At 35.9% G+C, this 12,917-nt stretch carries 9 protein-coding genes; 5 read left to right on the forward strand and 4 right to left on the reverse strand.

Going from position 1 to position 12,917, the window contains the following annotated elements; translation table 11 throughout:
- Positions 1-81 precede the first annotated feature (81 nt).
- The gene (locus tag PWU04_RS01965; protein WP_274474122.1) at positions 82-441 is read right to left on the reverse strand and encodes a toxin-antitoxin system YwqK family antitoxin; all 360 of its coding nucleotides are present in this window, start codon (positions 439-441) and stop codon (positions 82-84) included.
- A 404-nt stretch (positions 442-845) separates the two neighbouring features.
- Here PWU04_RS01965 and PWU04_RS01970 point away from each other — a divergent pair, with 404 nt between their 5' ends.
- The 3 genes from PWU04_RS01970 to PWU04_RS01980 all read left to right on the forward strand — a co-directional run bounded on the left by PWU04_RS01970 (position 846) and on the right by PWU04_RS01980 (position 6,811).
- Complete coding sequence (locus tag PWU04_RS01970) at positions 846-2,090, forward strand: porin (RefSeq protein ID WP_274474123.1); 1,245 nt, start codon at positions 846-848, stop codon at positions 2,088-2,090.
- 76 nt (positions 2,091-2,166) lie between these two features.
- Positions 2,167-4,479, forward strand: coding sequence for an inorganic phosphate transporter (locus tag PWU04_RS01975; protein WP_274474124.1), 2,313 nt, complete (start codon positions 2,167-2,169; stop codon positions 4,477-4,479).
- 343 nt (positions 4,480-4,822) lie between these two features.
- Entirely contained in the window at positions 4,823-6,811 is a 1,989-nt protein-coding gene (locus PWU04_RS01980) for a lectin-like domain-containing protein (protein WP_274474125.1), read from the forward strand.
- A gap of 202 nt (positions 6,812-7,013) precedes the next feature.
- Here PWU04_RS01980 and PWU04_RS01985 read toward each other — a convergent pair whose 3' ends face one another.
- Both PWU04_RS01985 and PWU04_RS01990 read right to left on the reverse strand, forming a co-directional pair.
- Positions 7,014-8,555, reverse strand: a complete 1,542-nt coding sequence (locus PWU04_RS01985; RefSeq protein WP_274474126.1) for a glycine--tRNA ligase — start codon at positions 8,553-8,555, stop codon at positions 7,014-7,016.
- Between the two features lie 147 nt (positions 8,556-8,702).
- The gene (locus PWU04_RS01990) at positions 8,703-9,551 is read right to left on the reverse strand and encodes a hypothetical protein (protein ID WP_274474127.1); all 849 of its coding nucleotides are present in this window, start codon (positions 9,549-9,551) and stop codon (positions 8,703-8,705) included.
- A gap of 258 nt (positions 9,552-9,809) precedes the next feature.
- Here PWU04_RS01990 and PWU04_RS01995 point away from each other — a divergent pair, with 258 nt between their 5' ends.
- Both PWU04_RS01995 and PWU04_RS02000 read left to right on the forward strand, forming a co-directional pair.
- Positions 9,810-10,436 carry a ComF family protein gene (locus PWU04_RS01995; RefSeq protein WP_274474128.1) on the forward strand — a complete coding sequence of 209 codons (627 nt, stop codon included), beginning with the start codon at positions 9,810-9,812 and terminating at the stop codon, positions 10,434-10,436.
- An 82-nt stretch (positions 10,437-10,518) separates the two neighbouring features.
- Positions 10,519-12,123 carry an Ig-like domain-containing protein gene (locus tag PWU04_RS02000; protein ID WP_274474129.1) on the forward strand — a complete coding sequence of 535 codons (1,605 nt, stop codon included), beginning with the start codon at positions 10,519-10,521 and terminating at the stop codon, positions 12,121-12,123.
- Here the strand turns inward: PWU04_RS02000 and PWU04_RS02005 are convergent.
- Positions 12,101-12,889 carry an amidohydrolase gene (locus PWU04_RS02005; RefSeq protein WP_274474130.1) on the reverse strand — a complete coding sequence of 263 codons (789 nt, stop codon included), beginning with the start codon at positions 12,887-12,889 and terminating at the stop codon, positions 12,101-12,103. The genes PWU04_RS02000 and PWU04_RS02005 overlap by 23 nt on opposite strands.
- Positions 12,890-12,917 lie beyond the last annotated feature (28 nt).

Consider the following 12,917-nt stretch of genomic DNA (forward strand, 5'->3'; position numbering starts at 1 on the left):
GCAAATAGAATATTTTTCATAACAAAAAAACACCCTGAAATTTCAGGGTGTTTTTTTTATATAAAACTATCATCAAACAATCTATTCCCTCGTGGCGATTTGTGATGTTCTTGTCCATTCATTTACACTGGCTATAGTATTGCTTGTATAATCAACTTCTCTTAAAGTATCATCATTCCAAAAGAACCACTTACCAACCTTTCTCCCATCATCGTAATTAGCAACAGCTACTTTTTCCCCTTGAGTATTATAACTAATCCATTCTCCATCTAACTTACCATCTAAGGTATAATGTCCAGTTTGACTCACCTCTCCATTATCGTGATAGTAAACTACTTCAATTTGCTTATTCTTATTATCTAATTTCAAATCTCTTTCCTGCTGTGCATAAGTACATACTCCAAACACAAACGCCACTAAAAACAATACATTCCTTTTCATAATACTCGGGGTTTTAATATGTTATACAAACAAATATAACCATTAGTTAACAATTAAGCAATACTTACGTAACATTAAATTAACATTGAAAACACAAAACACTGTTTAACAACTATTTAAACATTCGTTTTTAATACAAATCTTTTAATATACAGTTAATATTCCCTTTAAGTTAAAGTTACTTAGAAGAAGCATATTTGCTAAGGTTTACAAAACCACTAAGCAAAAGTATTTCATATAATACATTAGTTTTTGTCGACTTAATTATATTGAAATCTAAGGCTACCCGTCCTGGGTAGCCTTCTTTATTACATATTCTATTTGTTTCTATAAAGTTAACCGTCACGTAACATTAACTTAACATTAGATATAGTTCTTTGCACCCGACAAAAACTAATACATTTATGAAATTTCTACCATTATGCATCGCGCTATTTTTATACGCGGGTATTATGCACGCACAGGACATTCATTCTTCTGCTTTCGGGAAAGGTATCTTCAACATTACTGGTAAAGACAGTACTTGGACTATGAAAATTGGTGCCAGAGTTCAAATATTGGCCTCAACTACTTCTTCTCTAAATAACGATGAAGAAGTTGGACTAGTAAACGAGGATCTTTTTTATGATTTCAATTCTAACTTCTTGATAAGACGTGCACGTTTAAAGTTTAACGGATATGCTTTAACCAAAAATTTAGAGTATAAACTAGAACTTGGCCTATCAAATAGAGATATAGCTGGAGCAAATGCATTTACAGGAAATGCACCTCGTTACATTTTAGATGCTTACATGAAGTGGAAATTCTACAAAAACTTTCAACTTTGGTTTGGTCAGTTCAAACTGCCTGGGAATCGTGAACGTGTAATATCGTCTGGAAACCTTCAATTTGTTGATCGCTCTTTGGTTAACTCTAACTACAACTTAGATCGTGATGTAGGTATTCAACTGAGACACCATTTTACTTTAGGAAATCAATTTTTAATTCGTGAAATAATTGCTATTTCTCAAGGGGAAGGTAGAAACATTGTTTCTGGTAATATTGGCGGCTACGAATATACTGGTCGATTGGAATTCTTACCATTTGGAAAATTTACAGGAAAAGGTGATTATTCTTCAAGCGATCTTGAAAGAGAACAGACTCCTAAACTAGCCCTAGGTGTAACCTACGATTTCAATAACGATGCTGTTCGTTCTAGAGGAAATCAAGGTTCATTTATGGTTTACGAAAACGAAAATGGAGAACAGGAATTTTTCAAGAGCAACGTCTCTACGTTTATTGTGGACGCCATGTTTAAATACAAAGGATTTTCATTCATGGGAGAGTTTGCTAGTCGAAGTGCTAATGAAGATGCATTTTTCCTAAATGATACAGACGAAAGTCCGCTTTTTACAGTAAACACAGGAGACGGAGTTAATCTTCAAGCTGGTTATTTATTCCCTAGTAACTGGGAAATTGCTGGACGTTTTACAACTGTTAATTCAGGGTTTAATGAACCAATCCTTGATTTTGATAATCAATATACTATTGGGTTCTCAAGATACATTGTTGGACACAAACTAAAAGTGCAATCTGACCTAACTTTTTTTTCAATTCAAAATGCTGATGACGAGTTAGCTTACAGATTACAATTCGATATCCATTTTTAACTCAAAAATGATAACATTGAGGTAACATAACACTCAAAAACACTATGGATATTTGCACAATATTTCTAATGTAATTATGGAAAACATTTATTTATTAATGATTGTTGCTCTTGCCATACTGGCAGTAGCAGATTTAGTAGTTGGAGTTAGCAACGATGCGGTTAACTTCTTAAACTCGGCGATAGGGTCTAAGGCTATCTCTTTTAAGACCATTATGATTGTTGCTAGTTTAGGGGTGGCAGTAGGTGCCGTATTCTCTAGCGGAATGATGGAGGTAGCACGAAAGGGAATCTTCAACCCCGGAGAGTTTATGTTCAATGAGATCATGATTATTTTCATGGCTGTAATGATTACAGATATACTCTTGTTGGATTTCTTTAATACTGTGGGGATGCCTACCTCAACAACAGTGTCTATAGTTTTTGAACTATTAGGTGCAGCTGTTGCAATGTCCTTAATAAAAATAGGTGCCGACGGAGGGAGTTTTGCAGATGTGGTAAACTATATCAACACTTCAAAAGCCACACAAATTATATTTGGGATATTACTCTCGGTAGTCGTCGCATTTACAGTGGGAGCTATTGTACAGTGGATTTTTAGAGCGTGGCTTTCTTACGACTTTGAGAATAAAGCTAAATGGGTTGGACCTTTATTTGGAGGTATTGCTTTAACAGCTATTACGTATTTCATCTTTATGAAAGGATTGAAAGGTACTAATATGGCAAAAAACAACTTGGATATGCTGGGTGGTATTACCATTAAAGACTTCCTTGAAACACAAGTTTTGACAATCGTGGCTGTTAGTTTGGTATTTTGGTCATTGATCTCTGCAGCATTAATTAGCATATTTAAACAGAATATTTACAAAGTAACAATTATTGTTGGAACCTTTGGTCTTGCATTAGCTTTTGCTGGTAACGACTTAGTAAACTTTATTGGTGTCCCTATCGCTGCCTGGCAATCTTATGAGCAATGGGTAGCATCTGGCTCACCTGCAACAGGATTTGGAATGGGCGTTTTAGCAGAAAAAGTACCTACTCCAACATTATTCCTGTTAATTGCTGGAATGGTTATGGTGGCTACACTTTGGTTTTCAAGCAAGGCTAAAGCTGTAGTTAAAACATCTTTGGACCTTTCTAGCCAAGAAGACACTAAAGAACGCTTTCAACCAAACTTTTTATCACGTGGATTTGTGCGTTTAGCTATGGCAATGTCTCAAATGACATCATACGTAATGCCACAAAGCTGGCAGGATAAACTTGAAGTACAATTTACTAAACCAGCAGTGACTATCAAGAAAGAAAAAAATGGTGATGCTCCTGCATTCGATATGGTTCGTGCCTCTGTAAACCTGATGGTTGCCAGTGTTTTAATTTCGATAGCTACATCTATGAAATTACCGTTATCTACAACTTATGTAACTTTCATGGTTGCAATGGGTACATCTTTAGCTGATCGTGCTTGGGGTGCAGAAAGTGCTGTTTATCGTGTAGCTGGTGTTCTTAACGTTATTGGAGGATGGTTTTTCACGGCTTTAATAGCTTTTGTATCGGCCGCTACGATAGCCTATTTAATTAATCTTCACGTACCTTCTATGGTTGGTGTACTATTGCTTTTAGCTACCTTATTATTAGTAAGAAACTATATTGCACACAAAAAGAAGGGGAAAGAACAAGAGGCTGGAGATAAACTTACAAAAGCAGAAAGCAGCTCTATTCAAGGTGTAATTCACGAAAGTGCCCATAACATTGCCAACGTAGTAAATAGAAGTAACAGAATTTACACTAATGCTATTGAAGGCTTATCAAAACAAGATTTACCTGCCCTTAAGAAAAATAAAAGACAGGTTGTAAAATTATTGGATGAGATAGACGACTTACGTGATAATATTTTCTATTTCATTAAAAACTTGGATGAATCAAGTTTAGGGGCATCTAACTTCTATATTAACATTCTTGGTTACCTTCAAGATATGGCACAGTCATTAGAATATATCTCTAAAGTGAGCCATAAGCACATCAACAACAATCACAAAAAACTTAAGTTCTCTCAAATTAAAGAACTTAAGGAAGTAGATGATGCTCTAGAAACCTTATTATTGGAAACAAAAGAAGCTTTTGACACAAGCACATTTGAGAAAATCGGGGATATTCTTAAAGACAGACAAAAGGTGTTCGATATGCTTTCTGATAAAATCCATAAGCAAGTAGAACGTACACGTAGTGATGAGTCGAGCCCTAAAAATACTACCCTGTATTTTGGGTTATTATTAGAAACAAAAGACTTCCTTACAGCTACTATGAATCTGTTAGACGAGTATAACAGTGCCCACGACAGTTCTGTAAAACCTGCAACTATTAAAGAAGAAACATCTAAAATAGAAGCTTAATAGACTGACTACTATACTATAAAAAAGCACCGCTAAGCGGTGCTTTTTTTATATGTGGCAATTAATAACATACTTAGGCAAGTATTATTTTTTTTAAAAAACGAAACTATTTTCATCTGTAAATTGAGTTGGTCTGTTTCCTTCTATCGCCATAGCAAATCGCATTTCATTGTCTCCAAAAAAGCCGATCAAACATAAAAGGGTATCACAAGTAGTGAAAAGAAGCTAAAGTCATATCTAACAAATGTTACTAAATATCAATAATCGAATACCCAATCCTTTTAAAAGTATTGTTTTTGACTTACTTTTAACCTCTATTAACATTAATTTTCTAACTAACCACATGAAACGCTTCACTATTCTTATAGTTTTTGTACTCTTTTGTACAAATACTTGGGCTCAATTACTTCCTTCTGTTTATGGAGATGCCGCATCTCTCGGAAACGATTGCTACCAAGTAACACCAGCCCTTAACTCTCAAGGCGGGTGGATTTATTACAGTAATATTATTGACTTCTCATCTGATTTCTCTATCGTTTTTAATGGAAATTTTGGAAGTAACGACGCTAACGGTGCCGATGGGATGACTATGGTAATGACATCAAGTTCAACGGCACAATTTGGTGATACAGGAGGGGGATTAGGTTATGATGGAATTAGCTCTTCAATGGCTGTAGAATTTGATACTTGGCAAAATGCTGAAAGAGGCGACCCCACTTACGACCACATTGCTCTGATATCTAACGGAAGTACCTTCCACACAGTAACATCGAATCTGGCAGGCCCTGTACAGGCTTCTTCTACGTCTGGAAATATTGAGGATGGTAATGATCATTTGATCACGATAATCTGGACAGCCGACACCCAAACTTTTAAAGTTCTTTTTGATTGCTCTGAAAGGATCACTTACACTGGTGATTTGGTCAACAATGTTTTTGGAGGAACATCGGATATTTATTTTGGATTTACAGGATCCACTGGTGGGTTTAACAACCTTCAGCAACTATGTTTTGAGTATGTATCCTTTGCAAATACCTTGGATATACAGGATCAACAAATCTGCGCAGGCGAATCGGTTACCACTATCGATGCAACTTATCCTGAAGCCACCAGTTATGAATGGGTTCCAGATACAGGAGTAAGCAACCCTTTTATAGCGAATCCAACCTTCACTCCTTCCGAAGACACAACTTATACAGTTTATATTTTGGACAACTGTGGCATCCTTTTAACCCCTACTAGTTTCACTGTAACTGTTGATGAATTGGAGGTTGGTGAACCAACCGACTTAAACAACTGTGACATTGACGGTGATGGACTTGCTGAGTATGATTTAACACAAAACGATGCACTTATTATTAATGGACAACCTGATCTAATAATAGCCCACTATCCTACAGAAACTAATGCCGAAAATGGAACCAATCCAATTTCAAACCCAGAAACTTACCAATCTGCTGGCGGAGAAATAATCTATGTAAAAGTTGAATCGAACACCTCTGGATGTTCGGCAATAACATCTTTCAACCTCATCTTAAATAATGGACCTACTGTAAACCAACCAAATGATTTAGAGGCTTGCGATGATAACAATGATGGTCTGGCTGGATACAATCTAACTTCAACTGAAACAGAAATTATTAATGGGCAAACAGGTCTTACTATTACATTCTATCAATCGCAACAAGACGCTCAGAACAATACCAACTCCATTACAACACCTCAACAGTATTTAGCCGTACCAAATAGTGAATCAATTTATGTACGCATTGAAGATGCTAACGGCTGTACAAGCTTTGTTGAATTCTCTTTGAATTCTGGTGAAGAACCGGTATTTAATATCGCTCCTGAATATGAGGTTTGTAACGCGAACAATGGCTCTGTAGACTTAACAGTTACTCCTGTTAATTTTAATGAAAGTGAAGTCAGTGTAACCTGGTATGACCAAGAAAACAATCTAATATCTGGTCAAGAAGAATTAACATTAACAGTTACTACATCTGGTGCGTATACTGTACAAGTTGAATTTAATGACACCAATTGTAGTTACTCCGAAGAAGTCTTGGTAGTAGAAAATTGCGATATTATCCCTCAAGTAATTACTCCTAATGGTGATGATATAAATGATTATTTTGACCTAAGCACTTTCAATGTTCAGGATCTAAAAATTTATAACAGATACGGTACATTGGTATATTCTAAAAGCAACTATACCAATGAATGGTTTGGTCAGTCTGACGGAGGTGACGAACTACCTGTTGGAACCTATTTCTTTACTATAAACTACGGTAACAATGAGAAATATACCTCTTGGGTGTACATAACAAGATAATTATCAAAACAATGCTAGATTAGCATGTAAAAAGAGCCCGAGCAACTGCTCGGGCTTTTTATTATGGATTGAATGGGATATATTTTATAGCATAATAGATTAATTCACACCTATAATCCCTCTTGATTATTTACATATTTATTAACAAAAAAAAAGCCCCGATTATCTCTGGGCTTTAAAGAATATTATCTAAAAGAGGTAATTACATACGCATCAACCATTCTCTCATATCAACTTCTTTCTTTATAATATCACGTAACTCATCAATCTTCACTCTCTTTTGCTCCATACTATCACGATGACGAATGGTTACAGCATTATCTTCAATTGTGTCATGATCAACGGTAATACAAAATGGTGTTCCTACTGCATCTTGACGACGATAGCGTCTACCAACAGCATCTTTTTCATCATATACCACGTTAAAATCCCATTTAAGGTCATCGACAATTTTTTGTGCTATTTCTGGCAATCCATCCTTTTTTACTAAAGGTAAAATGGCTGCTTTGGTTGGTGCCAATACAGCTGGTAATTTTAGAACAGTACGTGTTGTATTATTATCTAGTTCTTCTTCTACCAATGAATTAGAGAATACCGCTAAGAACATACGATCCAACCCAATAGAAGTTTCTATCACGTAAGGTATATAACTCTTGTTCTCTTCGTGGTCAAAATACTGAAGTTTTTTTCCCGAGAACTTTTCATGCTGAGCCAAATCGAAATCTGTTCTGGAATGGACTCCTTCCAACTCCTTAAATCCAAATGGGAAACGGAACTCGATATCTGCAGCCATGTCTGCGTAATGCGCCAGCTTTTCATGATCATGGAAACGGTAGTTATCTTCACCCAATCCAAGTGACATATGCCATTTCATTCGGGTTTCTTTCCACTTTTGATACCATTTTTTTTGAGTCCCTGGCTTAACAAAAAATTGCATTTCCATTTGTTCGAACTCACGCTGACGGAAAATAAATTGTCTAGCAACAATTTCATTTCTGAAGGCCTTACCTATTTGCGCTATCCCAAAAGGAATCTTCATACGTCCAGTTTTTTGAACGTTTAGAAAGTTCACAAAAATTCCCTGAGCTGTTTCAGGTCTTAAGTAAAGATCCATAGCAGTATCTGCAGAGGCCCCCAACTTGGTTCCAAACATTAAGTTAAACTGCTTTACATCGGTCCAGTTCTTGCTACCGGAAATAGGACATACAATATTAAGCTCTTCTATAAGCGCCTTAACATCTTCTAAATCCTCATTTTCCAAAGACTGTCCCAAGCGTTTTAAAATAGCATCTCCTTCCTCTTTGTATTTTAAAACGCGTGGATTAGTGGCCAAAAACTGGGCTTTATCAAAAGTTTCTCCAAAACGCTTTTCGGCTTTCTTTACCTCCTTTTCTATTTTAGCATCAAGTTTACCTACGTAATCTTCCACCAAAACATCTGCACGGTAACGCTTTTTAGAATCTTTATTATCAATCAACGGATCGTTGAAAGCATCAACGTGACCAGAAGCCTTCCAAGTTGTAGGATGCATGAAAATAGCCGAGTCTAGCCCAACAATATTATCGTGCATTTGCACCATGGCTTTCCACCAATAGTCGCGAATATTTCTTTTTAATTCTACCCCATTTTGGGCGTAATCGTATACAGCACTTAGGCCGTCGTAGATTTCACTGCTCTGGAACACATAACCATACTCTTTGGCATGTGATATAACTTTTTTAAATTGATCGTCTTGATTTGCCATGCTGCAAAAATATAAAACCGCTCTAACTAACAGAACGGTTTCCCTAAAATAATAATCCTTATGTATTTAAATTTAATCTACAAACCTCTTCAATCAATTAAACGAACCTACAAATCTTTTTACTTATAATTGAAAAGCGCAAATTAATTAGCGTAGTTCAAAAGTAGTACCCCCTAATTTATTTTCCCCATAAAACAAACTTACTCTGTAAGTTCCTTTAGAAAGCGACTCATTTATTGAAACCTTAGCTATAGTACAACCTAAGTCTTTAATTCTATAAGGAGCCAACTTGCTACTATAAATTAAACTGGAGTGACCAAATCTCACCTCTCCTTTATCAGCAATAACATTATTTTTTGGTCCTAATATCTGGACATAAAAGTTTTCTTCATTACCATTTATAGCAGACGAATCCTCTAACGAAAAGCAAACAGATAATTGCTGAACATGCTTAACTCGTCTTGTGAATTCAAACTCTCCTTCCCCTTTGTACTTGAGCGCCTGAACTTCCAAAGATTTTAACCGAACTTGCTTAAAGGGTTTAATAGGCTCTAAATCATTACTGATAGAACTTTTCTTTAAATCGTTGAGAACAGAGAGATAAACACTCAAGGAATCATTAGCTTTTTGAACCTTATTCAATGTACCCTTTAACGTTGAATGCTGAAGGTTTAATGCTTTCCATTTTTCTTTATACTCATCTGCTTTAACAACACTAGGGGTAATGGCTTCCAAAGAATCCATCACTCGTTTAATATCGTATTGTGTAAACTGGAGTTTATTAAGCAACAATTCATTCTCCATTTGCATCTCCTCATAATATGCAATCATTTCGGACAACTCATGCTCGACCAACTCTTTCTCTTGCTTTATAAAGCTATATTCATTTTTTAACTCAGAATAACTAGAAAACACAACACTGCCAACCACAAGGCCTACTGCTATTAATGTTCCGGTAAATATTCTATAGTTAAAAAGCTTAGGGTTAACTATCATACCTTTTGGGTAATTTATGCTATCGTACTAACGTTCAATCGACTAAAGCGAAAATAGATAATTAGACACTTGCCCGATTCTTTTTTCGATAAACGGGTAAAATAATTGTTAAACTTTAATGATAGTCAACATGTTACAAGTTTTTCTTATATTTATAGCTACCTCCCTATTACAAATAAGAACTCTGTCCACCTTAAAATTGTTATTTTGCTTAAGTCGGTTATTAACATATTGTTTCCTAAGTGTTGCTTTTCCTGTTTGAGTGTTTTGAGCGATAACGAAAGTGTGCTATGCACTTCATGTCGTCACGGTCTTCCCATTACCAACTTCCATTTAAACAATGATCATTCAGTAACAAAAGTATTTTATGGAAGAGTAAAAATTGAGCAAGCCACAGCACTTCTTAGGTTTGAAAAGAAAGGTATTACTCAGCATCTAATTCATAGTTTAAAATATAAGGGATATGAAGAAATAGGAACATTTCTTGGTGATTGGCTTGGCAAAGAGCTTAGTAAAGTAGCATCCTACCAAGACATTGATGCTGTAATTCCGGTACCCTTACACAAAAGAAAGCTTAGAACACGAGGTTTTAACCAAGTTGAAAAATTTGGACAATCTATTGCCCAAGCTCTAAGTACAGATTACTTAGACGATGTCTTATTAAAAGTATCCAACACTTCCTCACAAACTACTAAAGGAAGGCTAACAAGATGGCTTTCAAGCCAAGAAAACTTTCACACAAATAACAGCAATAACCTAAACGGTAAGCATATACTGTTGGTAGACGACATCATAACTACTGGCGCTACCCTTGAAAGCTGCATAAACACGCTACAACAACATACTTCTGTGAAAATTAGTATCGCCACAATGGCAATCGCCTAGACTTTTTCACCGTCCTTAAATGCGCAATTAAATTTACCGTATCCCAAATAAGTTGTTTCTTTGTGCAAAACATTGGGCATTCATGAAAAAGTTTTTTTCCAACATCCTTTTAACTGGAATTATTGGGTTAATCATTGTTAGCTGTGCCAATAGAGGCAATCCAGGCGGTGGCCCAAAAGACACTACCCCACCTACAATCACAAGGTCGACACCAGCAAACTATAGCACAAACTTTAAAGACGATGAGATTAGAATTTACTTCGATGAATTCATCAAAATAAAAGATTTGCAAAAGCAACTTATTATTTCGCCCCCCATGAACACCCAACCAGAGATTACTCCTTTGGGAGGCGCAAGTAAATTCATAAGAATAAAAATTTTTGACACCTTACAACCCAATACAACCTATGCCTTTAATTTTGGCAACAGCATTGTGGATAATAACGAAGAAAATCCATTTCCATATTACAAGTATGTATTTTCTACCGGTGATTATATTGATTCACTTTCAGTGAAAGGAAAAATATCGGACGCCCTATTGCATGAACCAGACGACTTTGTATCTGTTATGCTATATGAAGTAGACTCAACATACAACGACTCTGTGATTTACAAAAAAAAACCTCGTTATATTACCAATACCCTTGATAGTACAACTACTTTTTCACTCGAAAATCTTAAAGTTGGAAAATACCTTTTGATTGCCGTTAAGGACAAGAATCAAGATTTTAAATTTCAACAGAAATCAGACAAAATAGGGTTTTACAGTTCCTACATATCTATACCATCTGACTCTATTTACAACATAAAACTATTTAAAGAAGACATAGACTTTTCTGCTAAAAAACCCCGTTTAATCTCTGGGGAGAAGATAGCTTTTGGTTATGAAGGTGATTATGAAAACATGACAATTGAACTCTTATCTCCTACACCTGAAGATTTCAAATATAAGATTACTAAAGAACCTCAAAAGGACTCCTTAAACTATTGGTATATACCACGCCTACAAACCGATTCGCTTCAATTTAAGGTAACAGGCCCTGCATTCGAAGAAATCTTCGACGTAAGAATTAGCGAGCAACCTCGCGATACCATGGTTATTAAAGCCAGTCCTAACGGTGCAATTAAATTTGAAGAAGAATTCAAACTCACTTCAAACACCCCCTTCACTAAAATTGACAAGAGTAAAATCACCATAATGGACAAGGATTCTACGTTTGTGGAGTTTTCAACCAAACTGGATACACTAATGAATAGTTTTAGCTTTCAGTTTGAAAAAACTGAATCCAACCAATATACACTTCAGGTCTTGCCCGTGGCCTTTACAGACTTATTTGAAAACACTAACGACACCCTCCAATATAAACTACGCACAAAACAGTTTTCAGATTACGGTAATATCAGAGTGAAACTCAACGGTTTTGAATATCCTGTTATTATTCAACTAACAAACAATAAAGGTGATGTAAAAGCTGAGAAGTATAGCGAAAAACCTGAATGGGTTGATTTTATACACCTCGATCCAGGCACTTATTTCCTTAGGGTTATTTTAGACAGCAACAAAAATGGTAAATACGATTCAGGTAACTTCCTAAAACATCAACAACCAGAAGAGGTAATACATAATAAAGAAGCTCAAGAGCTTAATGCCAACTGGGATCAAATTATTGAATTTTCGAGAGGGTAAAAGCATCTCTATCTTTTAAAAACCCTAGTTTGCTGCGATAGTTTTTAATTGGTTTGGCTGTTAAGGACACTACTTCTGCATAGGCTTTATTAGGCTCATTCATTTGGTCAATTCGCTTTCCTAAAACATCATAAGCAGCGGAGTGCCCATTATAATTTACACCATTTCCGTCATAACCTACACGGTTTACGCCCAGACAATAACTCATATTTTCTATGGCACGTGCTTTTAATAGCACATCCCAAGCTTCAATACGTCGTTGAGGCCAATTGGCCAGATAAAGCAACACATCGTAATTTTCATTATTTCTAGACCAAACTGGAAAACGAAGATCATAACAAATCAAAGGACATATTTTCCATCCTTTGTAATCAACAATCAAACGGGAATTTCCCGCAGTAAATACTTTATCCTCCCCTGCTAAAGTAAAAGTGTGACGCTTATCGTAATGTTCAATCTTTTCCTCAGGATGAACAAAACAAAGTCGGTTATAATAATTTCCACTTTCCTTAACAATCAAACTCCCCACAACAGCAGCCTGTTGTCTTTTGGCTATGTATTTCATCCACTCCATACTGTCTCCTTCCATTGTCTCAGCCAACACTTCGGCATTCATACTAAACCCCGTAGTAAACATCTCAGGCAACACAATAACATCAATCTCTGGAAGGGATTCAATAACCTCTTCAAAATTTCGTCTATTCCATTCGGCATCCTGCCATACCAAATCCTGTTGCAACAAAGCCACTTGTAGTTCTTCCTTCATAACTAGAGTTTGGCTTAAATTAACAAAA

The sequence above is a fragment of the Mangrovimonas aestuarii genome (assembly GCF_028767185.1).
Lineage (GTDB): Bacteria > Bacteroidota > Bacteroidia > Flavobacteriales > Flavobacteriaceae > Mangrovimonas_B > Mangrovimonas_B aestuarii.

What these genes read in the sequence shown, in the direction of transcription:
- PWU04_RS02000 (WP_274474129.1), top strand. Translation starts at nt 10,519, where the DNA reads ATGAAAAAGTTTTTTTCCAACATCCTTTTAACTGGAATTATTGGGTTA.
- PWU04_RS01980 (WP_274474125.1), top strand. Translation starts at nt 4,823, where the DNA reads ATGAAACGCTTCACTATTCTTATAGTTTTTGTACTCTTTTGTACAAAT.
- PWU04_RS02005 (WP_274474130.1), bottom strand. Translation starts at nt 12,889, where the DNA reads ATGAAGGAAGAACTACAAGTGGCTTTGTTGCAACAGGATTTGGTATGG.
- PWU04_RS01990 (WP_274474127.1), bottom strand. Translation starts at nt 9,551, where the DNA reads ATGATAGTTAACCCTAAGCTTTTTAACTATAGAATATTTACCGGAACA.
- PWU04_RS01975 (WP_274474124.1), top strand. Translation starts at nt 2,167, where the DNA reads ATGGAAAACATTTATTTATTAATGATTGTTGCTCTTGCCATACTGGCA.
- PWU04_RS01965 (WP_274474122.1), bottom strand. Translation starts at nt 441, where the DNA reads ATGAAAAGGAATGTATTGTTTTTAGTGGCGTTTGTGTTTGGAGTATGT.
- PWU04_RS01970 (WP_274474123.1), top strand. Translation starts at nt 846, where the DNA reads ATGAAATTTCTACCATTATGCATCGCGCTATTTTTATACGCGGGTATT.
- PWU04_RS01985 (WP_274474126.1), bottom strand. Translation starts at nt 8,555, where the DNA reads ATGGCAAATCAAGACGATCAATTTAAAAAAGTTATATCACATGCCAAA.